Raw genomic sequence first — 22,881 nt, 5'->3', positions numbered from 1 at the left:
GCCCGCCGTGCTCCCAGGCGATCCCGGCGGGAGAGTAGGAGTGGGACTACGGACTGTGACCGGACTGTGATCCGGATGATGACTCCGTGAAGTCAACTTCGGCGTACCTTGCGGTCAAGGCTTGCCGCACCGCAGGGGAGGCGCGTGACCGAGACCCGGCCCCAGACGCCGGCGGAGGACCTCGTCGCCGAGTTCGACGCCGAACGTCCCGCCCGGCGCCTGTCCGGCCGCCCGGCGGCGCTCGTCACGATCCTCGCGCCGGCCCTGTCGCTCTACGCGCTCTACCAGACCTTCCGGCCGGGGGCGGTCCTGCCCTACCGGATGGCGTTCCTGGCCGCGGTGCTGCCGCTGGCCTTCGTCTGCTACAAAGCGCGGCGCGGGGGCCGGGACCGGCCCCGAGGTGATCGAATCAGCGTGCTCGACTGGGCGCTGGCGGCGCTGTCCCTGGCGGTCTGCGTGTATCCGATCGTCGTGTTCGACGACCTCATCCGCCGGGCGTACGCGCCGACGCCGCTCGACGTGGCGGCGGGCGCGCTGCTCACGCTGCTGCTCCTCGAGGCGTGCCGCCGGACCGTGGGCTGGATCCTGCCCGTCGTGTGCGCGGTCTTCTTCGCCTACGCCTACTACGGCGGCTACCTGCCCGCCGACTGGGCGCTGGGCCACCGGGGCTACGACCTGGACCGGATCGTGGCGGCGTTCACGATGGGCACCGAGGGCGTGTACGGCGTGCCCCTCGACGTCGCGGCGACCTACATCATCCTGTTCACGATCTACGGCGCGGTGCTCGACCACTCGGGGGCGGGGCGGTTCTTCGTCGACGTCTCCTTCGCCGCGTTCCGCCGCTCGCGCTCCGCGCCGGGGCGGACCGTCACGCTCGCGGGGTTCCTGCTCGGCACGGTGAGCGGCTCCGGCGTGGCGACGACGGTGAGCGTGGGCAGCGTGGCCTGGCCGATCCTGCGCCGCGCCGGCTATCCGCGCGAGCAGGCCGGGGGAGTGCTGGCGGCGGCCGGCATCGGCGCGATCCTTTCGCCTCCCACGCTGGGCGCGGCGGCGTTCATCATCGCCGAATACCTGCGGGTGAGCTACCTGACCGTGCTCGTCTACGCCACGATCCCGACCGTCCTGTACTACCTGGGCGTCTTCCTCGCGATCGAGATGGACGCCCGAAGGTTCGGCACCCGGGCGGTCCCGGTGGACACGGGCGGCCCCTGGCCGTTGATCAGGCGCTTCGGCTACCACTTCAGCTCGCTGTTCGTGATCATCATCCTGATGGCCCTCGGCCAGTCGCCGTTCCGCGCGGTCGTGTACGCCACGCTGCTGGCCTTCGCGCTCTCGTTCCTCGACCGCACTCCCGGCGGCGAGAACCGGCTGACCCCGCGCCGTGCCGTACGGGCCCTGGCCGCGGGCGCCACCGGCGTGCTGCCGGTCGCGGTCACCTGCGCGGCGGCGGGCACGATCGTCGGCGTGGTCACGCTCACCGGGCTCGGGCTCAAGGCCGGCTCGCTGATCGTCGGTCTGTCCGGGGGGAATCTGGCGGCCACCGCGGTGGCCTGCGCGCTGGCGGTGCTGCTGCTGGGGCTGGCCGTGCCGGTCACGGCGTCCTTCGTCATCGCCGCCGTGATCATCGGCCCCGCGTTGCTGAACCTCGGCGTCACCCCCGCCGAGGCGTACATGTTCATCTTCTATTACGCCGTGCTGTCCGAGGTGAGCCCGCCGACGGCGCTGTCGGCCTTCGCCGCCTCGGCGATCACGGGCGGCAACGCGCACCGCACGATGTGGGCCACCTGGAAGTACACGCTTCCGGCGTTCCTCGTGCCGTTCGCCTTCGTGCTCACGCCGTCCGGCGCCGGCCTGCTGGCCCAGGGCCCGATCGGCGAGATCCTGCTCGCCGCGGCCGTGTCCGCGCTGGCCGTGGCCGTCCTCGCGGCGGCCACCGGAGGCTGGATCACCGGCCCCGCCGGTCCGGTCGAGCGGGGCCTGTGCGCGCTGGCGGCGGTCCTGCTGCTCGTCCTGTCGCCCTGGCCCGTGCTGGCCGGGCTGGGCGTCGCGGCCCTGGCGCTCGCCATCCATTTCGTCCGCAGACACAGGGAGGCGCATCCGTGAGGTTCAGGCTCGTGACGGCGCTGGCCGTCACCGCGGCGCTGCTGGCCGCCGGTTGCGGAGGCGACCGGTCGGCCGCGAACGGCGGCACGGGCGGCGGGACCCGCCTGTCGATCGCCACCGGCAACACCACCGGCGTCTACTACGTGCTGGGCGGCGGGCTCGCCGAGCTGATCGACAAGCACCTGCCGGGCCACCGGGCGACCGCGGAGGCCACCGGCGCCTCGGTGGAGAACATCCAGCGGGTGGTCAGGGGACAGTCCGACGTCGCCTTCACACTCGCGGACACGGCGGCCGACGCGGTCGAGGGCACCGGCGCCTTCAGCGCCCCGCAGCCGATCCGCGCGCTCGCCCGGCTGTACGCCAACTACACGCACGTGATCGCACGGGCCGACGCCGGGATCACCTCCGTCGCCGGGCTGCGCGGCAAGCGCGTGTCCACGGGCTCGCCGAACTCGGGAACGGAGGTGATCGCGCAGCGGCTGCTCGCCGCCGCCGGGCTCGACCCCGACAAGGACGTGAAACGTCAGGCGCTGTCGCTGCCCGAGACCGTGCAGGGGCTCAAGGACGGCACCCTCGACGCGCTGGTGTGGTCGGGCGGGCTGCCCACCTCGGGCATCACCGACCTGATGACGAGCATGGGCGACGAGGTGACCTTCGTGCCGCTGGACGACGTGCTGCCCGCCATGCGCGCCGCCCACGGCCCCGTCTACGCGGAGGGCGTGATCCCCAAGGCGGCGTACGGCACCCCGTCCGACGTGCCGGTCATCGTCGTGCCGAACCTCCTCGTGGTGAACACGGCGATGGACGCGAAGCTCGCGGAGGACCTCACCCGGCTGATCTTCGACCACAAGGCCGACCTGGAGAAGGTGCACGTGTCGGCCAAGGACATCACCCTGGCCGACGCGCCGAAGACCGACCCGGTGCCGCTCCACGAGGGCGCCAGGAAGTTCTACGGCTGACCCGCCGCACGCGGCTCAGAGGCGGGTGAGACCGGTGACGTGCAGAACGGCGTGGCCCTCCTCGTCGGAGGCGGCCAGGTCGACCTCGGCGCCGACGCCCCAGTCGTGGTTGCCGGCCGGGTCGTCGATGATCTGACGCACCCGCCACAGCTCCTTCTCCTCCTCGATGAGCAGGAGGGCCGGGCCGCGGGCGGCCGGACCGGTGAGGATCTCGTCGTGCTCCTCGTAGTAGGCGTCGAGGCCCGCGCCCCAGTCGACGTCCGGGTAGAGCTCGAGGAGCTCCTCCTCGCGGTCCAGCGCGGCGAGCTCCACCAGCCGGAACATCGCGTTGCGGACCAGCACCCGGAAGGCGCGCGCGTTGGCGGTGACCGGGCGGATCTTGGTCTCCAGCTCCTGCCCGGCCGCCAGCGCCTCGGCGGGGTTGGCCAGCTTCTCCCACTCGTCGATCAGGCTGGAGTCGACCTGGCGCACCAGCTCGCCGAGCCATTCGATGAGGTCCACCAGGTCGTCGGTCTTCAGGTGCTCGGGCACCGTCTTCGACAGCGTCCGGTAGGCGTCGGCCAGGTAGCGCAGCACCGTGCCCTCCGAGCGGGCCAGCTCGTAGAACTGGATGTACTCGGTGAAGGTCATGGCCCGCTCGTACATGTCGCGCACGATCGTCTTGGGGCTGACGACGTGGTCGCCGACCCAGGGGTGGCCGCGCCGGTAGGTCTCGTACGCGCCGAAGAGCAGGTCGGCCAGCGGCATCGGGTGGGTGATCTCGGCGAGGCGCTCCATCCGCTCCTCGTACTCGATGCCGTCGGCCTTCATCTGGGCGACCGCCTCGGCCCTGGCCTTGTTGAGCTGGGCGTGCAGGATCTGGCGGGGGTCGTCCAGCGTGGACTCGATGATCGAGACCATGTCCAGCGCGTACGTCGGGGAGCCGCGGTCGAGCAGCTCGAAGGAGGCCAGCGCGAAGGTGGACAGGGCCTGGTTGAGCGCGAAGTCCTCCTGCAGGTCCACGGTGAGCCGGGCCATCCGGCCGTGCTCGTCGGGCGCGGCGAGCTTCTCCACGATGCCGCCGGCCAGCAGCGAGCGGTAGATCGCGATGGCGTGGCTGATGTGGCGGCGCTGCGCCTTGCGGTCCTCGTGGTTGTCGGTGAGCAGCCGCTTCATCGCCTGGAAGCAGTCGCCGGGCCGGTTGATGATCGACAGCAGCATGGCGTTGCTGACCTTGAAGCGGGAGGTCAGCGGCTCGGGCTCGGCCGTCTGGAGCTTCTCGAACGTGTCCTCGCTCCAGCCGACGAACCCCTCCGGGGGCTTCTTGCGCGCGTAGCCGCGGCGCCGCTTGGGGTCGTCGCCGATCTTCGCCAGCGCCCGCTCGTTCTCGATCACGTGGTCGGGCGCCTGGCAGACGACGTATCCGACCGTGTCGAAACCGGCCCGGCCGGCCCGCCCCGCGATCTGGTGGAACTCCCGCGCCCGCAGCCGCCGCACCTTGGTGCCGTCGAACTTCGACAGCGCCGTGAACAGCACGGTGCGGATCGGGACGTTCACCCCCACGCCGAGCGTGTCGGTGCCGCAGATGACCTTCAGCAGGCCCGCCTGGGCCAGCCGCTCCACCAGCCGGCGGTACTTCGGCAGCATGCCCGCGTGGTGCACGCCGATGCCGTGCCGTACGAGCCGGGACAGGGCCCGGCCGAAGCGGGTGGTGAAGCGGAAGTTGCCGATGAGGGCGGCGATGGCCTCCTTCTCGGCCTTGGTGCACATGTTGATGCTCATCAGCGCCTGGGCGCGCTCCATCGCCGCGGCCTGCGTGAAGTGCACGACGTAGACGGGAGCCTGCTGGGTGGACAGCAGCTCCTCCAGCGTCTCGTGCAACGGGGTGGTCCGGTAGGAGTAGATGAGCGGCACCGGCCGCTCGGCGTGCTTCACGACGGCGGTGTCGCGCCCCGTGCGGCGGGTGAGGTCGGTCTGGAAGCGCTCGACGTCGCCCAGCGTGGCCGACATCAGCACGAACTGCGCCTGCGGCAGCTCCAGCAGCGGCACCTGCCAGGCCCAGCCGCGGTCGGGCTCGGCGTAGAAGTGGAACTCGTCCATGATCACGGTGCCGACGTCGGCGTCCGCGCCGTCGCGCAGCGCGATCTGGGCGAGGATCTCGGCGGTGCAGCAGATGACGGGCGCGTCGGCGTTCACGGTGGCGTCGCCGGTCATCATGCCGACGTTCTCGGTGCCGAACAGGGCGCACAGGTCGAAGAACTTCTCCGACACCAGCGCCTTGATCGGCGCGGTGTAGAAGCTGATCTCGTCCCGGGCCAGCGCCGCGAAGTGCGCCCCGGCGGCGATCAGGCTCTTGCCCGAGCCCGTGGGCGTGGACACGATCACGTTGTTGCCGGAGACGACCTCGATCAGGGCCTCCTCCTGCGCGGGATAGAGCGTGAGCCCCCGATCGGCGTTCCATGAGGCGAACGCGTCGAACAACGCGTCCGGGTCGGTGCCCGACTGTGGGCCGGACGGGAGACGGCGGAGGAGGCTCATGCTTTCGCTCACGCCTCTTATCCTGCCCAAGACGCATGACTGTTTCGACCGGCCCGACGTACGGCAAGGTGTGGCACAGCTACGTCAAAGGGGTGTGGCGCTGCACGAAGCCGCAGGTCAAACCCACAAACTAGCGGTATGGGGGAGAAGTGGGCCGGGCTGGCCGCACGCCGGGAGGCGGCGGCCGACGTGCTGCTCGCCGTCGCGGTGCTCGCCTTCGGGCTGCCGGCGGTGTTGTTCGGCCGCTCCTTCCCCGACCTGCCGTTCCTCGCCGTGCCCGCGTGGGCGCAGATCGCCGCCGTGGGCGCGGCGGCCGCGTCCATGCTGGTGCGGCGCAGCGCGGCCTGGCCGATGATCGCGGCCACCGTCGCCTGCGGACTGCTCTCCGGCCAGACCATGCCGCTGATGCTGGCGGCGTACTCGATGACGTCGCAGAACACGGTGCGCCGATGGCCGTGGGTGGCCGTCGCGCTCGCGGGGGTCTACGCGCTGGCCGACTGGGCGAGTCCCTACACCGACCGGCTGCCCGTCGCCGTGGTGGTGCGGGCGATCACGCTGATCCTCCTGCCCGCGCTGGTGGGCACCTGGGTGTGGCGCTACCGCTCGATGATCCGGGAGCTGCGTGCGGGCGTGCGGGCGCGCGAGGAGCGCGCCGCCGCCCAGGAACGCCGCCGCATCGCCGGTGAGCTGCACGACACGGTGACGCACGCGGTGACCGTGATGGTCCTGAACGCCGGTCTCATCCAGGACGCCGACGAGCTGGACGAGATCCGCAAGCTGGCCAGGAACATCGAGGACAAGGGCGTACGGGCGCTCACCGAGCTGCGCGAGCTGCTCACGGCGCTGCGGCGCAGGGACCTGCCGCCCTCGGCGGAGAGCGTCGAGGGGATACCGCGCCTGGTCGAGGAGAGCAGGGCCACCGGCCTGCGCGTCGCCCTGCACTACGACGTGCCGGAGGAGACGCTGTCGCGGCAGGCCGGCCACGCCTGCTACCGCGTCGTCCAGGAGGGCCTCAACAATGTGCGCAAACACGCGCCGGGGGCCGACGTGCAGGTGGTCTGCGAGGCCCACGGCGGCGTGCTGAACGTGTCGGTGGTCAACAGCGGCAAGAGCCGGGCCGTGCCGGTCCGGGTGCCCGCCGACGCGGGAGGCGGCTACGGGCTGCCGGGCCTGCGCGAGCGCGTCGCCCAGCTGGGCGGGCGGCTCACGTACGGCCCGACCGCCGAGGGCGGGTTCGCGCTCACCGCCACCGTCCCCTTCCACCCGCCCGACCAGTGCGAGGCCTGACCCGTACGCGTCACAGGCCGAGGTCTTCGATCTCCTTGAGCAGGGCCGCCCTGGAGCCGGGCGGAGCGGGCGTGCCGGGGTCCGCGCTCCCGCCCGCGCTCCCGGTCGTGCTCCCGGTCGCGCCCTTGGCCCGCCGGTCGCGGAACAGGTAGCCGCCGAGGATGCCGCCCGCGAAGCCGAAGACGTGCGCCTGCCAGCCGATGCCCTCGGCCGGCAGCAGGCCGGCGAACTGGTAGGCGAAGCACAGGCCCATGACCAGGCCGATGACGATGTCGATCAGGTGCCGGTCGAAGGCTCCGCGTACGAGCACGTACCCGAAGTAGCCGAACACCAGCCCGCTCGCGCCCGCGCCGACCGTGGCGGAGTCGGCGGTGAACCACGAGCCGAGCCCGCTGGCGACGGCGATCAGCCCGGTCACGCCGAGGAAGCGCCGCACGCCCCGGTAGGCGGCGAGGAACCCGAAGATGAACAGCGGCCCGGAGTTGCCCTCGATGTGGGCCCAGCTCCAGTGGAGGAGCGGCGCGGAGACGATCCCGGGGAGCGCGTCGAGGTCCCAGGGCCTGATTCCGTAGCTGTAGCTGAGCGAGTAGTCCGCGGCCCAGTTGGCGAGCTGCACGACCCAGATCAACCCCAGGAAACCGACCATGACCCAGAAGGCCTTGCGGGCCTCGGCGATCATGATCTCGGCGGTGCGGCCGTCGCTCACGGGACCTCCCTGTGCCTGAAGGCCACGCGGTCCGCCGAAGACGGCGCGGCTCTTGAGGATCACCCGGAAAGATACCGCCGACGGGCGCACGCGTCACTGAGCGCCGGCGCCAGGAGCGCGGCACCGCCCCCGGGGTCTGCCCGGGGCGGCATCGGGGTTAAGGGGTGGCGGGCCGCCCGGACGGTCCGATGACGAGGTGAGCCGGGGCCCGGCGGTTCCCGACCTCCGGCGCCCGGCTCGCCCCCGGCCGACTACACGCGTTCGATGACGACGATCGGGATCTCCCGGTCGGTCTTCGTCGCGTAATCGTCGTACGCGGGCCAGGTGGCGGTCATCGTCCGCCACATGTCCGGCCGTTCCCCGGGGGTCGCCGTACGGGCGTGCGCCTTGAACCTGTCCCCCTTGATCTGGAACTCCACCTCGGGCTCGGCCTCGAGGTTGCGGTACCACAGCGGGTGCTCGTCGGCCCCGCCGTGGGAGGCGACCACCAGGTAGGCGTCACCGTACGGCTGATAGATCAGCGGGGTGCTGCGCGGCAGGCCCGACTTGCGGCCCTTGGTGGTGAGGATGGCCACGGTGGTGCCCTGCCAGTCGTGGCCCTCCTCGCCGTCGGTCTCGATGTAGCGCGTGACGTGTTCCTGTCCGAAGAGCATGGTCGATCTCCTTCCCATCAGAAGGGGATCAACTACCCGTGCCGTCGGCCAATTCCAGGGCCACCTGCAGCCCCGCCGCGATCCGCTCCTCCTCGGTCGACGACTCGTCGCGGATGAAGAACCAGGCCGCGTGCATCGCGAACAGCGCCATCGAGCGCCTCAGCCTGACCGGCAGCGGGTCGTCCGGGCCGCACAGCGCCTGCATCAGCTCGCCCATGCGCTCGCGCATCAGGTCGACCTTGGCATGGCCCTGCAGCGCCGTCTTGTTGCGGTCCATGAACTGCATGACCTCGTGGTGGCGTCCGCGGGTCATGTGCGCGGAGTAGCGGCGGATGAGCTCCCCCCGGGTCTCCGGCGTGCGAGGGTGCCCGTTCGCCCACGCGATCAGCTCGTCCAGCGCCTTGACGCGGTCTTCGATGAGGCTGGCGACGATGTCCTCTTTGGTCCGGAAGTGGTAGTAGAGTGCCGCCTTGGTCACGCCGAGGGCCTCGGCTATCTCCCGGAGCGACGTCGCCTCGTACCCCTGCTCGGTGAAGAGCCTGATCGCGACCTCCTGGATGCGGCTGCGCGTGTCGGTTTGAGCACCCATTCCCACGGTTCCTATTTAACTTGACGGCCGGCAAGTAAGCACAATACCGTGCCTCGGGCACTAGCCTGTCGGCTAGTAAGTAATTTTCTCTCAAGGGGGCACCCATGACTACGGAGACCGCGGCCGCGCCCGGCCGGTCCCGGGAAGTGATGATCGTCTTACCCGGTCTGATGCTGGCGATGATGCTGGCGATGCTGGACAACATGATCGTCGGTACGGCTATGCCGAGGATCGTCGGGGAGCTTCAGGGCCTGGACTACTTCACCTGGGTCACCACCGCCTACGTGCTCGGCACCACGGTCTCCACGCCGATCTGGGGCAAGCTCGGCGACCTCTACGGTCGTAAGAACGTCTTCCTGAGCTCGATCGTCATCTTCCTGGTCGGTTCCGCGCTCTGTGGCATGGCGGGCTCGTCGCTGTTCGGCGGCACCGGCGACGGCATGATCGAGCTGATCGCCTTCCGCGCGCTGCAGGGCCTCGGCGCCGGCGGGCTCATCGTCGGCGTGATGTCGATCATCGGGGACCTGGTCCCGCCCCGTGAGCGGGGTCAGTACCAGGGCATCATGGCGGCGATCATGTCGCTCGCCATGATCGCGGGGCCTCTCGTCGGCGGTTTCATCACCGACAACCTCAACTGGCGCTGGGCCTTCTACGTGAACCTCCCGCTCGGCGGCGTGGCGCTGATCTGGCTGATCCTCAAGCTGCACCTGCCCAGGCACCGCACCGAGCACCGCATCGACTGGCTCGGCGCGGCCATCCTCACCGTGGCGATCACCGCGATCGTGCTGATCACTTCGTGGGGCGGCCAGAAGCACGGATACCCGTGGGGCTCGTGGCAGATCCTTGGGCTGGCCGCCCTGGCGGTCGTCGCGCTGGCCGCGTTCATCCCCGTCGAGCGGCGGGCGGCCGAGCCGATCCTGCCGCTGCACGTGTTCGCCAACCGCAACTTCACGCTGATCAACGTGCTCGGCTTCCTGCTCGGCTTCGCGATGTTCGGCGCGATCACCTTCCTGCCGATCTTCCAGCAGATCGTCCAGGGCGCCTCGGCCACCAACTCCGGTCTGCTCCTGCTGCCGATGATGGCCTCATCCATGGTCGTGTCGCTGTTCGTCGGCCGGGCGATCACCAAGACGGGCAAGTACAAGAGCTTCCCGGTGATCGGCGGCGTGGTCATGGCCATCGCCGTGTGGCTGCTGTCGACGCAGGACGTCCACACCCCGTCCTGGAAGACCGGCGTCTACATCGCCGTCCTCGGCCTCGGCATGGGCTTCCTGATGCAGACGACCATGCTGATCGCGCAGAACAGCGTCGAGCAGAAGGACATCGGCGTCGCCAGCAGCGCCTCGACGTTCTTCCGCTCCATCGGCGGTTCGTTCGGCATCTCGCTGTTCGGCGCCATCTTCAACAGCCGCCTCGCCGACGAGATCGCCGCCAAGTTCGGCGCGCAGGGGTCCGCCCTGGCGGCCGGCGGCCCTCAGGTCGACCCGAAGATGCTCGAGCAGATGCCACCGGCGGTCAAGGCGGGGTTCCTGGAGGCGCTCGCCAACGCGATCGGCTCGGTCTTCCTGTGGGCGGTCGTGTTCGCCGCGCTGGTCCCGGTGATCGCCGCCTTCATCAAGCACGTCCCGCTGCGCAGCGGCGCTCCCGGCGCCGGCGACGGCGAGAAGGCGGAGCCGCTGGCGGCCGCCGCCTTCGAATGACCTGATCTGAAGCCGATACGGCGCACGCCCCCGCGCGGGCGTGCGCCGTCTCGCGTTTACCGGGCTGGTCAGGCGGGCCGCTCGGCCCGGTCCGCCGACCAGTCGGTGTGGAAGGAGCCCTCCCGGTCGACCCTCCGGTAGGTGTGCGCGCCGAAGAAGTCACGCAGCCCCTGCAGCAGCGCCGCGGGGAGCCGGTCGCGGCGCAGCCCGTCGTAGTAGGCGAGCGCCGAGGAGAAGCCCGGCGTGGGCACCCCGATCGTCGCCGCCGTCGCCACGACCCGCCGCCACGACTCCTGGGCCTCGTCCAGGGCCTGCGCGAACGTCGGGTCCACCAGCAGCGTCGGCAGGTTCGGGTCCGCGTCGTACGCCGCGCGGATCCGGTCGAGGAAGCGCGCCCTGATGATGCAGCCGCCGCGCCAGATCGTGGCCATCGCACCCAGGTTCAGGTTCCAGCCGTACTCCGCGCTCGCGGCGGCCATCTGGTCGAACCCCTGGGCGTACGCCACGATCTTGGAGGCGTACAGCGCCCGCCGCACGTCCTCGACAAGGCCGGAGTCGCCGGCCGTCCCCGAGGGGCCGGTGAGCGAGCGGGCGGCGGCCCGCTGCTCGGGGTGACCCGACAGCGCCCGGGCGAACACCGCCTCGGCGATGCCGGTGACCGGGACGCCGAGGTCGAGCGCGCTCTGCACGGTCCAGCGGCCGGTGCCCTTCTGCTCGGCCTGGTCCTGCACGACGTCCACGAACGGCTTGCCCGTCGCGGGGTCGGTGTGGCCGAGCACCTCGGCGGTGATCTCGATCAGGTACGACTCCAGGTCGCCCCGGTTCCACTCGCGGAAGACGTCGGACAGCTCCTTCGGGGTCAGCCCGAGAGCCTGCCGGAGCAGGTCGTAGGACTCCGCGATGAGCTGCATGTCGGCGTACTCGATGCCGTTGTGCACCATCTTGACGAAGTGGCCGGCGCCGTCGGGACCCACGTGCACGCAGCACGGCACCCCGTCGACCTTCGCCGCGATGTCCTCGAGCAGAGGGCCGAGCGTCTCGTACGCCTCGGCGTCGCCGCCGGGCATGATGCTCGGGCCGTTGAGCGCGCCCTCCTCGCCGCCCGAGATGCCGGTGCCGACGAAGTGGATGCCCCGCTCGCGCAGCGCGGCCTCCCGTCGGCGGGTGTCCAGATAATGGGCGTTGCCGCCGTCGATGATCATGTCGCCCGGCTCCATGACGGCGGCGAGCTCCTCGATCACGGCGTCGGTGGGCGCCCCGGCCTTGACCATGATGATCGCCTTACGGGGCCGCTGGAGGGAGGCCACGAACTCCTCGATCGTGCCCGCCGGCAGGAACGCGCCCTCGTCGTGGTGCTCCTCCATGAACCGGGTCGTACGGCTTTCCGTGCGGTTGTGCACCGCGACCACGTGACCGTGGTGGGCGAAGTTCCGGGCGAGGTTGCGGCCCATGGTCGCCAGGCCCGTCACTCCGATGTCTGCCTTGTCCATGCCTACAGTCATACCGCTCCCAGGTGGGGGCGACGGGCCTCGGGTGGGCGTGTCCGGCGACCGGTCGCGGTGAGCAGCGGATTCGGTAGCCGATCAGTAGCCGTATGCGCCGGACGGGTGGGAGTGCGACGGAGCCGGTCTGGCCGCGGCCGTGGGCGCGGGTGCCGGCTTTTCCGCAGGTGGGAGGCGCGGACAGTGGCAGGTCTGCCTTATCCTGACAAAACCCGCAAAGCAAGCGGGTTTTGTATAGACATGGTCGTCCGATGGCGAGGACACTTGGCCTCGCGCCTGGCCGCTGGTAATTCACTACAGCCAAGAAGGGCCGGTTCCCCCGAGCCGGCCTCGTCCACCGTCGTCGCTCACTACGGAGAAGAGACGTGTTCGCACCGAAGCCGGAACGGTCAGTCGTCGCGGTCCCTCCGCCCGGAGACGGGCCCGGATTCTGGGCGGGCGCGCCCAGCGCCGTGAGCCGGGACGGATGGATCTACCTGGCCTACCGGCTGCGCCGGCCGCTGGGTGACGGCCGGGGGTACGCCGTGGAGATCGCCCGCTCGGCGGACGGCGAGCGGTTCGAGAAGATCCTCACGATCGCCAAGGAGGACATGAAGACCGAGTCGCTGGAGCGCCCGACGCTCGTGGTGACGCCGGAGGGCAGGTGGCGTCTGTACCTGAGCTGCGCGACGTACGGCACCAAGCACTGGCGGGTCGAGATGATCGAGGCCGCCGCGCCGGCGGAGTTCGACCCCGCCGACGCGCAGGTGGTGCTGCCCGGCGACCTCAAGACCGGTGTCAAGGACCCCGTGATCCTCCACCACGGCGGCGTGTGGCACCTGTGGGCGTCCTGCCACCCCCTGGAGGACCCCGACGAGGCCGACCAGATGGTGACCGACTACGCCACCAGCATCGACGGCGTCGAGTGGACCTGGCAGGGGACCGCGCTCGACCGGCGGCCCGGCGAATGGGACTCGCGCGGCGTGCGGGTGAGCGCGGTCACGTTCAGCGGCGAGACCGTCATCGCGTACTACGACGGCCGCGCGTCGGCGGAGGAGAACTACGAGGAGCGCACCGGCGTGGCCATCGGCCCCGGCCCGTCCACGCTCACCGCCACCGGAACCGCCCCCGTCGCCCAGTCGGAGCACGACGGGGGAGGACTGCGCTACCTGTCGATCGTGCCCGTGGCGGGGGGCCACCGCCTGTACTACGAGCTCACCCGCGCCGACGGGGGTCACGAGCTGCGCACCGAGCTGCGCTGACGGCTCTGGAGAGGGTCGCGGGACGGGTCCGGCGGGCGGGGTGGACACCGCCGCGCGCCTTCACGGCGGCGGAGCGGGAGCCGAGGACGGTCATGCCCCGATGGGATCGCCTCCCGGCGGGCCGCCCATGCGCGGCGGCCGGGCGGCCTGGTCGGAGTCACTCCTCACGCGGCCGTTGCGGGCCTGCCGCTGGCCGGACGGCCGGGCTCCGACCAGACCGCCCGACCGATCCCGGGGGCGCAGCCAGTCGCCGAAGTCGTCGCCGGAGTCGCCGCCCAGCAGGTCGCGCAGCAGCGCGATGTCGGCGGCGAAGTAGGCGAGCAACTCCTGCCGCTGCGCCCAGGTGAGCGGCCGCCGGGGCTGGCCGTCGCGCTGCAGCATCCGTTCCAGCGGCGCCGTGAGGCGCTGGCCCAGCACCGGATCGCCGAGCCGGGCGAGCCGGGCCAGGATCCGGTGCCTGCGGCTGTGCCGCGGATGGGCCGTGACGTTCTCCCTGGGCACCTCGCCGACCAGCCCCTGCTCCACCCCGAGGAACGCGCAGATGCGATCGAGGGTGGCGGCGGGGCGGTCGACCATGTCCCGGTAGCGGAAGACCAGCACCTGCTCGCGAGGGAACAGCGTGAACAGGTGCGCGAGCTGCTCGCCGTACCGGCCGAGACCGACGTAGTGCCAGAACGGCGACCAGCCGTCGGCGACCCGCTGCTTCTCGGCCGCGCACGCCTCGATGACATCGCCGATCGGCTCCAGGCCGGCCGACCACAGGTGGGTCCAGTTCGAATGGGCGCGCTCCACGGGGTCGCGCAGCGAGACGATGAGTCTCGCGCCCGGGATCGCCTCCCGGATCCGCCGCTGGGCCGCGCGGTCGTAGAGGTAGAAGGGGGTGGACTCGCCGCGCAGCGCTCCGGGCGCCGCGTCCGCGAACAGCGCCTCGTAGTCGGCGCGCCGCCACACGTGCTCGCGGTAGGTCTCCGCGTCCCCCGGCCCGCCCTTCGCCGGAGGCGGGCCGTCGGTGAGGAAGAACTTCGGCTCCTTGACGGGAGACATGAACAGCTGCGGATGGCGGGCCAGCGCCGCGTGCAGGGCCGTGGTGCCGGCCTTCGGCACCCCGATGACCAGGAAGTCGGGCAGGGCCATGGGAGTCCTCCTACTTTCCCGATTTATTAAGTTGGTTTTGCCCCTTCCTTGCCCGGAAAAATCACCCGACTTTGGTGTAGTACCACCGAAACGGACGCCGATGCCGTCTCCCGGCCCGTATCTGCACGCCGCGGCTCCCCGCCCCGTACGTCCGGCAGGACCGCGGCCGGGAAGCGGTGGGGGCCGGGTCAGCCGGAGGTCGCGCCGCGCGCCGCGACGGCAGGCCGCACCCACGCGGCCGGCCGGCGGTGGGTGAGCGCGGCGGCGCGCCGGTCCCCGTCGGACCAGACCTCGAACCACACCTCGTTGCGGCCGGCCTCCCGGACCAGCCCCCACCGGTCGGCCAGCAGGTCCAGCAGCGGCAGGCCGCGACCGCCCTGGCTCGACCCGTTGGGGAGCCGATGACCGGCGCACGGCGGCTCGGCCGAGCCGTCGTCCTCCACGCAGACCCGCACGCGGTCGGGCAGGCACGAGACGGTGACGGTGAAGGTGCCGCCGTCTCCCGATCGGGAGTGGACGACCGCGTTCGTCGCGATCTCGCTGGTCAGCAGTACGCAGTCGTCGTGGCGGGGATGACCGCGCCCGAGCGCGGCGGACACGAGCCTGCGCGCCCGCCCCACCTGGTCCCGCCCACCCGCGAGCCGGGCCACGCGGTTCCCCGCGCCGTCCCCCGAGATCTCCATGAGCTCCTCCCAACGCGTGGCCGTGTGGCCGCCGCAGGAGAGGACGTCCGCCCCCGCGTCCGCGATGTCACGGGAAAGTAGGAGTGTCCTTGCCCCGCTATGCCGGGAAAGTGCCCCCGCTCCCTCGTCTCACGGGCGGCGGCCGGGGAGCCGGCCGCAGCGGAACCGGGGGAGGCCTCGCACCACCGGCCTCGCCCCGCACCGGGGTGGACGGCCTTTCTGGAGGGGGTCGTGGGAGTGTCTCAGCGGCTGTAGTCCAGGAACAGCGTGCCGTTCTTGCCCCGTCCGACTTCGAGCAGCGTCCACGACTGGACGTCGTCGCCCTCGAACACCCGCCTGCCGTGGCCGACCGCCGATGGTGCGACGACCAGCCGGAGTTCGTCGACGAGCCCGGCCCGCAGCAGTGAGCGGGCCAGTTCGATGCTGCCGTGGACGCCGATGTCGCCGCCGGATCCCTGCTTCAGGGCGGTCACGTAGTCGTGTGCGGGGGTGGTGACCAGGGTGGAGTTCGCCCATTCCTGCGCGGGCACGCTGGAGGTGACGACGTGCTTGCGAGTGCCGTTGATGAAACCGGCGAACGGCTGGAAGTCCGACGTGGGCCAGTATCCGGCCCAGTAGTCGTAGGTTCCGCGTCCCAGCAGGACGTCGTCCTGGGTGGCGATGACCCGGTCGAGGTAGGCGACCAGCTGGGGGCCGTCGTCGGCGAGCCAGTCGCCGTCCTCGTAGGCGACGCCGTCGAGCGACATCAGGTGGTAGAGCACGACCTTGCGCATGGTGGTCTCCTGGTGGTCGGTCCAGTGATCAATCGCGTACGTGGCGGAGACGGTGCCGCACCGGCCGTGCCGCCGGTCCGGTGACGGACGACGCCGTCGTCCGGTCGTCGCGGGTCCCATAGTGTCGCCTGATCGCCGGCCCCGGCGATACGAATTCGGCGGCGGCCGAATCCGACGAGTCGCCGGCCGGGCCATGCTCTACGTCCGCACGCCCCGCGCCAACGCCCTGCTGGGCGATTGATTCGGCGCAGGCCGAATCTGTCCACGCGAAAGTGAATTGTCCGGAAGAGCGACCCGACGGTAACTTCGCGGCTTATGACCCCGACTCTGCGTACCGAGCGCCTGCTGCTTGAGCCGTACGTCCCCGAAGACGAGGACGACTTCGTCACGCTGTTCCGGGACGGGCGGGTCTCGCAGTGGATGGGCGATGGTCCCGCCAGCGAGGCGGAGTATCGTGCCCTGTTCGGACGGATCTTCACCAAGGTCTACGCCCAGGATCTGTTCGACGTCTGGGCCGTCCGCAGGAACGGCCGCTTCGCCGGGCACGCCGAGATCAAGCCGGCGGACGTGGCGGAAGGCCACGAGATCATCTACGCGCTCACCCCCGACCTGTGGGGATCGGGCCTGGGGAGAGAACTGGCCGAGGCGATCGTCGCCCACGGCTTCGACACCCTGGGGCTCGGGGAGGTGTACGCCACCGTGGCGGCGCCCAACAGCGCCTCGCTGGCCGTGCTGAACAGGATCGGATTCGAGCACGTCCGGGACATGGCCGAAGACGACGGAAGCATCACCCGGGTGCTGCGCCGCCCGGCCGTGGGGCCCACTCGCCAAGGGTGAGCAGGCCGGCCGTTCCCGGCGGGATGCCGGCTCTGCCGCCGGGACGGGTCACCGCACGCGAGGCCTCTCGGAGGCCGTCGCCGTGGCGACGTCGCGAGGATAGGAGCGCCTGCCGTGGAGCAGGATGACCGCGTTCGCCACCAGGGGTGCGAGCATGATCAGAAATGCGTACTGCAGGCCCTGCGCGCCCCCGGCGCCGCCCGAGCCGAGGAGGTCGGCCAGGAATCCGAAGGTCACGGGGGCGGCCGCCTCCGCGCCCATCCGGAGGAACGTACGTATGCTTTCCGCGCGTCCCCAGAGCCGGTAGTGGACGACGTCGAGGCGCGCGGCGTCCAGCGGGGGATTGGCGGCGGCGAGGGATGCGGCGGCGACGAGGAAGAACGGCAACGCCGTCGCTGTCGACGTCGTCAGCAGAGCCGGGACGAAGAACACGGCGGTGGTGAGGTAGGCGACCGCGGGAACGGTCATCCGTGCGCTGAGACGACCACGTCGAATCAGGTGGTCGGCGATCCGCCCACCGCTGAGGACACCCGCCAGGGCGCCGAGACCGACGAGCACGGCCGGGCCCGTGACCGCCGCCGCGGCGAGACCGTACTGCCGGTCGAGGAAGAGCACGCCGAAGCTTCGCAAGCCGGCGAAGAAGAAGTATCCGACCGCGGACGCGCTGATCAACACGACGTTCGTGCGGATCCGCAGGACGTAGATCGCCGCCTCCCACATCGACATCCGCGTGGGGTCTCGCCGCAGCGTCAGCGCGTGGTCGGGCTCGACGCCGCGGCCCTGTATGGCGAAGTGCGCCGCGTCGCTCCGGCCGGGTGGCGCGCCGCCGCCCCGCCCCACCGGGTGCGGCCGCCCCTGGCCGCCGCGCGCCGGCTCGGGAAGCTTACGCGCGATCACGAAAGTGAGGAGCGTCCCGAACAGCGCGAGCAGGAAGAACGCGGCACGCCATGACAGCAGGTGCGCCAGATTGCCGCCCACGAGCAGGCCGAATCCGACGCCGAGCATCTCTCCGCTGAGGATGAACCCGTAGACCCGGGCTCGTTCGCCCGGGGGGAAGAAGTCGCCGATGAGGGAGCTGAGCGTGGGCCCGGCCGTGGCCGACACGGCGCCGAGCGCCAGCCGCGACAGCAGGAGCCACTGGTAGGAATCCGCCAGGCCGCCCGCGAGCATCGCCAGCACCCAGAGCACGACGCCGGCGGTCAGGAGCCTGACCCGCCGGACCCGGTCGGTCAGCACGCCCACGGGTATGACGGCCAAGGCGGCCGAGGCCGACGACACCGCGGTCAGGGAACCGAGCTCGGTGTTGCTGATGCCCAGACTCTCCTTGAGCTCCACCGCCACCGCTCCTACGGTTCCCTTGTCCGCCGCGTCGAGCGCCAGCACGCAGGCGAGGACGGCGATGATCTGGAAGCGCGCCGGGCCTCCCACGGCACCGGTCAGCCACCGCGCGGCCCAGGCGACCGCCGCACGCACCAGACCTCCGGGTTGTCCGGACATGCTGCTCCCTACCGGGGTGCGGAAACGTGGGCAGTCGCAGGAAAGGAAGCAGGCCGAGCTCGGCGAGACGACGGATCGCCTCGCCTCTCTTCGTCCACTCCCCGGCCCGCACGAGGCGTCGCACCAGCGCGGGAACTCTGGTCGCAACCTTTGCCGACGCTTGTGGAGCGGCATCGGGGAACCCGGGTACGCGCGGCGGCGGGCAGCCGGGTGCCGTGCGGGACGATGGGGAAACGGCGGCCGGGGGTGACCGCCGGGGCGAGGGCGGGAAAGCGACGGGAAAGCGACGGGGCGGCGGGACCGGTTCGTCCGGTCCCGCCGCCCCGTCGCCGTGAATGGAGCCGGGCAGGCTCCCGTCAGGAGTCGTGCGCGGACGCCCCTGTGGCGGAGCCGTTCACGACGAGCACGCGCTCCCGCTCGGGCACCTCGATGGCAGGGAAGGTGCCGGTGTCGACGATCCCGTGCTCCCGGAACGCCGCCTCGATCAGCGCGTACGCCTGGGGTTCGAGCTTCCACAGCGCCCGCCACTCCTTCGCCACGAGGAGTGGGATGCCCACCTCCTGGGCGATGTCGGCGGCCCGGGGGACGTACTTGCGTGCGATCTGCTGGTCCCAGTACTGCCGGGCCGCACGGAGCTGGGCCGCGCGCTGCGCGGTGTCGACGACGGGCGGCGCCGGCTCGGCCGGGACGTCCTCCTCCTCGTCGTCGATCAGCTCGGCGATGGTGGGGGCGGGCAGCGCCGCGGGAGCGGGCTGCTCGGGCTCGGGCGCCCAGGGGACCGGCGGGGCGAGGTCGATCAGCGCGGAGGTGTTGTAGAGCGCGCCGATCTGGGACAGCAGGGCCTCCTGCCGCTTCTCGTCCACGGCCAGGCCGGTGAACTCCACGGCCTGGTCCATCGCCTTGTCGAGCTTGGCCATCGCGACGCGCAGCTTGCGCCCGGACACCCCGGCCTCGCGCAGCGCGCGGACCCGCTTGGCGGCCAGCGCCACCCTGGTCAGCCTGCGGTGGGCGTCCACCTCGCTCGCCGTACGGTCGCTCGCCTCGGCCAGGCCGATCCGGACCAGCACGCGCTCCGGGGTGAGCCGCCAGTTGATGCGGCCCCGGCCGGTGATGCGGACCCGTTCGATGGCCATGCCGCGCTCCCACAGCCAGGCGGCCACGAGCGGGGCGGCGAGACGGAAGACGGCCTCGGCGACGCTGCGGGCGTCCATGCTCGACAGGACGGCCGACAGGGACGTCAGCACCCACACGGCCAGGCCGTCGATGCCGGCCGAGTAGTTCTCCCGCATGTTGCGGCGCGCCCGTACGGCGCTGGTGATGACGGCGACCTCGATGAAGGCGAACAGCAGGAGCCGCAGCGGCCCGTCGAACCCGAGGACGTCGCCGGAGAAGCGCCACATGCCCTGGGCGGAGACGCCCGTGGCGATGCTGGCGGCGACGATGGTGAGAACGTCCTCGGTGGGCCGGCCGGCCGCCCAGCGGCGGAACAGGCGGATCAGGGCGCGCAGGGCGAAGAAGGCAAGGACCAGTAAGACCAGGGCGATGACACTGATGATGATCGTCTCGACCGGATTGGCCGATACGAAAGCGGTGATTTGGTCAATGGGGGGCATCAGTCACGGTCTCTCGACGTCCGATGGTTTTCCTCGAGATCATCCCAGAACCGTGTCGGCCTTTGGTGCGAAACACGCCTCTCCGTGAACACGCCGTCGCCCGGGGTCCAACGAGAGTGTGGCCGCGGCGGGACATTGACCGCCCGGGGACCGGTGCGTACGTTCCAGGCAGCGTGGAGGACAGCATCGCCGGGAGGCGACGATGGCAGAGCAGTCCGGCACCACATGGCCCTGGCCCGATCTTCCGCCCGGCCCCTTGGGAACCCCCTCGCCCGATCTCGCCCGCAGGTGCGCGCAAGCCCCGATGGAGCCGGTCACGATGCCGAGCGGGGACCGGGCCCCGATGATCGTCAGATATGAGGACGTCAGGACCGTGCTCACGTCCCCGGCGGGCAGCCGCAACCTGCGCGCGGCGAACCTGCCCAGGATGGTCAGCGGCACCGGCCTGGACGACGACCCGGCGGCTCTGATCAACCAGGATCCGCCCGAGCACACCCGCTATCGCCGCATCCTGCAGAGCACGTTCACTCCCCGGCATATCGAGCGCTGGCGGCCCCGCGCGGCGGCCATCGCGGCCGAGCTGCTCGACGCGGCGGGGGAGGAGTTCGACGTGGTCGCCGACTTCGCGCTGCCGCTGCCCGCCCGGGTGATCTGCGAGGTGCTCGGCGTGCCGATGGACCGGTTCGAGCAGTTCCGCGGCTGGACGGAGATGTTCCTGTCCTCCTCCGAGCTGAGCGCGGAAGCCAGGGCGGAGGGGTTCGCCGCGTTCATGGCGTACGCCCGGGACCTGATCGCGGAGCACCGGACCAGGCCGGGTGACGACCTCATCGACCTGCTCATCGCGGCGCGCGACGGAGAGGACGCGCTGAGCGAGGACGAGCTGACCCACATGGTGTTCACACTGATCATGGCGGGGCACGAGACGACCGCCTCGATGATCACCCGGGGCGCGTTCCGCCTGCTGTGTCACCCCCGGCAGTACGCGGAGCTGACCGCGCGCCCCGAGCTGATCGAGGCCGCCGTGGAGGAGATCCTGCGGCACGAGGGGCCGGGAGGGAACGGCCTGCTCCGGCGGGTGACGGAGGACGTCGAGCTGTCCGCAGGCACCGTGCCCGCGGGGACCGTCGTGCTGCCCAACCCGGCGGCGGCCAACCACGATCCCTCGGTCTTCGACGATCCGTGGCGTTTCGACATCCGGAGATTCGCCGGGCCCACCCCCGACCCGCACCTGGCGTTCGGCCACGGCCCCCACTACTGCCTGGGGGCGAACCTGGCCAGGATGGAACTGCAGGAGGCGTTCCGCGCCCTGGTCACGCGGCTGCCGCGGCTGCGCCCGCGGGAGGATCCGGCGAGCGTGCGGTGGACCGACGACGGCTTGATCCACCGGCCGCGCCGGCTGCTGGTCAAGGCCGGCTGAACCACACCCAACCCCGGGCCGGACCTTGCGCCTGACCCTGGCCGGACCTTGGGCCGGACCTTGGCCGGGCCGGCGACACACCCGTGTCGAGCCCGGCCGGCGCCGGCCGAGGACCAGAGGTTCTCAGATGTCCGGTTCTCAGATGTCGAGGTTGAGGCGGGCGATGGGCTCGACGAGCTCCTCCTCCTCGTAGCGCAGGTGCGACAGCAGCACGTCGGACAGCAGCTCCACCTGGTCGCGCACGCCGTCGAGCCGGTCCGGGTCGTCGATCATCGCGACGAGGGCGGCGTCCAGCTGCGTCAGCACCCCGGCGATGACCTCGTGCTCCTGCTCCAGGCGGGCCACGACCGGCGCCAGCGACTCCTGCGCCGCCGCCAGCATCGGGAACATGTGTTCGTCCTCGATCGTGTGGTGGGTGGTCAGCAGACGGCAGTACGACGCGCAGAACGTGCCGAGCGTCCAGTAGTTCTGCCGCATGGTGAGCTCGTTGATCATCGAGCGGAGCGCGGCGGCGTCGGAGCGTCCCGCGGCGACCTGCTCCAGGGCGTCCCTGATCTGGGTCAGCTCCCGGCGCAGGTGGTCGTGGATGAGCACGAGCCGCCGGCCGTTCGCCTGCTGGCGCGGCGGGAGCGCGGCGATGTCCCGCTTGGGCAGCCGCGGCCGGGTGGTCTCGTCGAGCACCGCCTTGGCCGGTGCCGCCTGCGCGATCCCGGCCGGGCCCTCTGCGTCCGGCCGCGGCCCCCGGGCGCGCTCCCGCGCCACGGCCTCGCGTACGGCGGGGGCGACCTCCTCGGCGAAGACCTTGAGGTCCCTGTCGTCGTCCACGGCCAGCACGAACACGCTCATGCCGGGGCCCAGCGCGAGCTCGGCGAGCTGCTCGGCCCACACGGCGGGCGGCCCGTCCAGGAACCCCTCTCCGGCGGCGCCGGAGAACCGGCCCTCGATGTTGTAGACGCGGCGGATCTCGGCGGGGTCGCGCCCGGCCCGCTCGGCCGCGGCGTCCAGGATCTCGCTCATCGCGCCCAGCTCGCCCGGCGCGGCGTACCCGGAGGAGGGCACCCACCCGTCGCCGAGCCGCCCGGTCAGTTCCAGCATGCGCCGCTTGTACGCGCCCAGCCACAGCCCGATGGGGTGCGGGGGAAACGGCCCCGGCCGCGCGCCTTCCAACCGGTAGTGCCTGCCGTCGAGCCGTACGCCCTCGTCGCCCGGCGTCCACAGCGCGCGGAGGACCGCGATGGCCTCCTCCAGCGCGTCCACGGCCTCGCCGGGGCTGTGGCGGGGGCCGCCCATGGCCGCGATGCCGTCCCAGAACGCCCCGGCACCGAGGCCCAGCTCGACCCGGCCCCCGCTCAGGATGTCGAGGGACGCGGCGGCCCTGGCGAGCACCGCCGGCGGCCGCAGCGGCAGGTTAACCACGTCGGGGAACAGCCGCACCCGCTCGGTGCGCCCCGCGAGCGTGGACAGCAGCGTCCAGGTGTCGAGGAACGCCGGCAGGTAGGGGTGGTCCTGAATGCCGACGATGTCGAGTCCGATATCGTCGGCCAGCACGGCCTGCCGGACGATCCGGTGGTGCCCCGCCGCGTCGGGCGTGAGAAACGCCCCGAACCACAGCTCATGTCCGAAGTCGGCCATTAAATCGCTACCTTTCCGCGTCTCGGACCGGGAGCCTA

18 protein-coding genes are annotated in these 22,881 nt (G+C 71.5%); 7 read left to right on the top strand and 11 right to left on the bottom strand.

Annotated elements, in window-relative coordinates:
• The first annotated feature begins 144 nt into the window (after positions 1-144).
• Together ACIBK1_RS08450 and ACIBK1_RS08445 are read left to right on the top strand one after the other, a co-directional pair.
• Positions 145-2,103, top strand: coding sequence for a TRAP transporter permease (locus ACIBK1_RS08450; RefSeq protein WP_396733455.1), 1,959 nt, complete (start codon positions 145-147; stop codon positions 2,101-2,103).
• The gene (locus ACIBK1_RS08445) at positions 2,100-3,062 is read left to right on the top strand and encodes a TAXI family TRAP transporter solute-binding subunit (RefSeq protein WP_197042360.1); all 963 of its coding nucleotides are present in this window, start codon (positions 2,100-2,102) and stop codon (positions 3,060-3,062) included. The genes ACIBK1_RS08450 and ACIBK1_RS08445 overlap by 4 nt, the downstream gene beginning before the upstream one ends.
• 15 nt (positions 3,063-3,077) lie before the next feature.
• Here the strand turns inward: ACIBK1_RS08445 and ACIBK1_RS08440 are convergent, their stop codons facing one another.
• Positions 3,078-5,579, bottom strand: coding sequence for a DEAD/DEAH box helicase (locus ACIBK1_RS08440; RefSeq protein WP_030505111.1), 2,502 nt, complete (start codon positions 5,577-5,579; stop codon positions 3,078-3,080).
• 138 nt (positions 5,580-5,717) lie between these two features.
• Here ACIBK1_RS08440 and ACIBK1_RS08435 point away from each other — a divergent pair, with 138 nt between their 5' ends.
• Positions 5,718-6,866 carry a sensor histidine kinase gene (locus ACIBK1_RS08435; RefSeq protein WP_051761087.1) on the top strand — a complete coding sequence of 383 codons (1,149 nt, stop codon included), beginning with the start codon at positions 5,718-5,720 and terminating at the stop codon, positions 6,864-6,866.
• Positions 6,867-6,876: 10 nt separating this feature from the next.
• Here ACIBK1_RS08435 and ACIBK1_RS08430 read toward each other — a convergent pair whose 3' ends face one another.
• From ACIBK1_RS08430 to ACIBK1_RS08420, 3 genes are all read right to left on the bottom strand, one after another.
• Positions 6,877-7,572 carry a rhomboid family intramembrane serine protease gene (locus ACIBK1_RS08430; protein ID WP_030505109.1) on the bottom strand — a complete coding sequence of 232 codons (696 nt, stop codon included), beginning with the start codon at positions 7,570-7,572 and terminating at the stop codon, positions 6,877-6,879.
• A gap of 251 nt (positions 7,573-7,823) precedes the next feature.
• A complete protein-coding gene (locus ACIBK1_RS08425) occupies positions 7,824-8,225 on the bottom strand; it encodes a nitroreductase family deazaflavin-dependent oxidoreductase (protein WP_030505108.1) in 402 nt (133 codons plus the stop codon).
• A 28-nt stretch (positions 8,226-8,253) separates the two neighbouring features.
• The gene (locus ACIBK1_RS08420) at positions 8,254-8,814 is read right to left on the bottom strand and encodes a TetR/AcrR family transcriptional regulator (protein ID WP_030505107.1); all 561 of its coding nucleotides are present in this window, start codon (positions 8,812-8,814) and stop codon (positions 8,254-8,256) included.
• A 104-nt stretch (positions 8,815-8,918) separates the two neighbouring features.
• Here ACIBK1_RS08420 and ACIBK1_RS08415 point away from each other — a divergent pair, with 104 nt between their 5' ends.
• Positions 8,919-10,514, top strand: coding sequence for an MDR family MFS transporter (locus ACIBK1_RS08415; protein WP_030505106.1), 1,596 nt, complete (start codon positions 8,919-8,921; stop codon positions 10,512-10,514).
• Between the two features lie 68 nt (positions 10,515-10,582).
• Here ACIBK1_RS08415 and gndA read toward each other — a convergent pair whose 3' ends face one another.
• On the bottom strand, positions 10,583-12,004 hold the full coding sequence (gene gndA, locus ACIBK1_RS08410) for an NADP-dependent phosphogluconate dehydrogenase (RefSeq protein WP_143734109.1): 1,422 nt from the start codon (positions 12,002-12,004) through the stop codon (positions 10,583-10,585).
• Positions 12,005-12,381: 377 nt separating this feature from the next.
• On the opposite strand from gndA, the gene ACIBK1_RS08405 reads away from it, so the two are divergent.
• Positions 12,382-13,257, top strand: a complete 876-nt coding sequence (locus ACIBK1_RS08405; RefSeq protein WP_030505104.1) for a hypothetical protein — start codon at positions 12,382-12,384, stop codon at positions 13,255-13,257.
• A 90-nt stretch (positions 13,258-13,347) separates the two neighbouring features.
• On the opposite strand, the gene ACIBK1_RS08400 is transcribed toward ACIBK1_RS08405, so the two are convergent.
• The 3 genes from ACIBK1_RS08400 to ACIBK1_RS08390 form a co-directional block, all read right to left on the bottom strand.
• Positions 13,348-14,391 carry a sulfotransferase family protein gene (locus tag ACIBK1_RS08400; protein ID WP_081903156.1) on the bottom strand — a complete coding sequence of 348 codons (1,044 nt, stop codon included), beginning with the start codon at positions 14,389-14,391 and terminating at the stop codon, positions 13,348-13,350.
• 188 nt (positions 14,392-14,579) lie between these two features.
• Entirely contained in the window at positions 14,580-15,074 is a 495-nt protein-coding gene (locus ACIBK1_RS08395; RefSeq protein WP_063754514.1) for an ATP-binding protein, read from the bottom strand.
• Between the two features lie 242 nt (positions 15,075-15,316).
• Complete coding sequence (locus ACIBK1_RS08390) at positions 15,317-15,847, bottom strand: dihydrofolate reductase family protein (protein WP_030505101.1); 531 nt, start codon at positions 15,845-15,847, stop codon at positions 15,317-15,319.
• A gap of 315 nt (positions 15,848-16,162) precedes the next feature.
• Between ACIBK1_RS08390 and ACIBK1_RS08385 the strand changes: the two genes are divergently transcribed.
• Entirely contained in the window at positions 16,163-16,684 is a 522-nt protein-coding gene (locus ACIBK1_RS08385) for a GNAT family N-acetyltransferase (RefSeq protein WP_396733446.1), read from the top strand.
• A 48-nt stretch (positions 16,685-16,732) separates the two neighbouring features.
• Here the strand turns inward: ACIBK1_RS08385 and ACIBK1_RS08380 are convergent, their stop codons facing one another.
• Positions 16,733-18,181: an MFS transporter gene (locus ACIBK1_RS08380; protein WP_063754513.1), complete on the bottom strand. Its 1,449-nt coding sequence runs from the start codon at positions 18,179-18,181 to the stop codon at positions 16,733-16,735.
• A 356-nt stretch (positions 18,182-18,537) separates the two neighbouring features.
• Entirely contained in the window at positions 18,538-19,794 is a 1,257-nt protein-coding gene (locus ACIBK1_RS08375) for a hypothetical protein (protein ID WP_030505098.1), read from the bottom strand.
• A gap of 202 nt (positions 19,795-19,996) precedes the next feature.
• Between ACIBK1_RS08375 and ACIBK1_RS08370 the strand changes: the two genes are divergently transcribed.
• A complete protein-coding gene (locus ACIBK1_RS08370; protein ID WP_030505097.1) occupies positions 19,997-21,211 on the top strand; it encodes a cytochrome P450 in 1,215 nt (404 codons plus the stop codon).
• A gap of 138 nt (positions 21,212-21,349) precedes the next feature.
• Here the strand turns inward: ACIBK1_RS08370 and ACIBK1_RS08365 are convergent, their stop codons facing one another.
• Positions 21,350-22,843, bottom strand: a complete 1,494-nt coding sequence (locus ACIBK1_RS08365) for an LLM class flavin-dependent oxidoreductase (RefSeq protein ID WP_396733442.1) — start codon at positions 22,841-22,843, stop codon at positions 21,350-21,352.
• Positions 22,844-22,881: the final 38 nt, after the last annotated feature.

It is taken from the genome of Microbispora rosea (genome assembly GCF_044460045.1).
GTDB classification, from domain to species: Bacteria; Actinomycetota; Actinomycetes; order Streptosporangiales; family Streptosporangiaceae; genus Microbispora; species Microbispora rosea.
The sequence above is the reverse complement of the archived record's forward strand: the minus strand, read 5'-3'. Positions and strand labels throughout refer to the sequence as shown.

Coding starts and splice junctions, on each gene's coding strand:
- ACIBK1_RS08435 (WP_051761087.1), top strand. CDS start 5,718: ATGGGGGAGAAGTGGGCCGGGCTGGCCGCACGCCGGGAGGCGGCGGCC.
- ACIBK1_RS08370 (WP_030505097.1), top strand. CDS start 19,997: ATGGCAGAGCAGTCCGGCACCACATGGCCCTGGCCCGATCTTCCGCCC.
- gndA (WP_143734109.1), bottom strand. CDS start 12,004: ATGGACAAGGCAGACATCGGAGTGACGGGCCTGGCGACCATGGGCCGC.
- ACIBK1_RS08420 (WP_030505107.1), bottom strand. CDS start 8,814: ATGGGTGCTCAAACCGACACGCGCAGCCGCATCCAGGAGGTCGCGATC.
- ACIBK1_RS08440 (WP_030505111.1), bottom strand. CDS start 5,579: ATGAGCCTCCTCCGCCGTCTCCCGTCCGGCCCACAGTCGGGCACCGAC.
- ACIBK1_RS08400 (WP_081903156.1), bottom strand. CDS start 14,391: ATGGCCCTGCCCGACTTCCTGGTCATCGGGGTGCCGAAGGCCGGCACC.
- ACIBK1_RS08425 (WP_030505108.1), bottom strand. CDS start 8,225: ATGCTCTTCGGACAGGAACACGTCACGCGCTACATCGAGACCGACGGC.
- ACIBK1_RS08385 (WP_396733446.1), top strand. CDS start 16,163: ATGACCCCGACTCTGCGTACCGAGCGCCTGCTGCTTGAGCCGTACGTC.
- ACIBK1_RS08395 (WP_063754514.1), bottom strand. CDS start 15,074: ATGGAGATCTCGGGGGACGGCGCGGGGAACCGCGTGGCCCGGCTCGCG.
- ACIBK1_RS08365 (WP_396733442.1), bottom strand. CDS start 22,843: ATGGCCGACTTCGGACATGAGCTGTGGTTCGGGGCGTTTCTCACGCCC.
- ACIBK1_RS08415 (WP_030505106.1), top strand. CDS start 8,919: ATGACTACGGAGACCGCGGCCGCGCCCGGCCGGTCCCGGGAAGTGATG.
- ACIBK1_RS08380 (WP_063754513.1), bottom strand. CDS start 18,181: ATGTCCGGACAACCCGGAGGTCTGGTGCGTGCGGCGGTCGCCTGGGCC.
- ACIBK1_RS08375 (WP_030505098.1), bottom strand. CDS start 19,794: ATGCCCCCCATTGACCAAATCACCGCTTTCGTATCGGCCAATCCGGTC.
- ACIBK1_RS08390 (WP_030505101.1), bottom strand. CDS start 15,847: ATGCGCAAGGTCGTGCTCTACCACCTGATGTCGCTCGACGGCGTCGCC.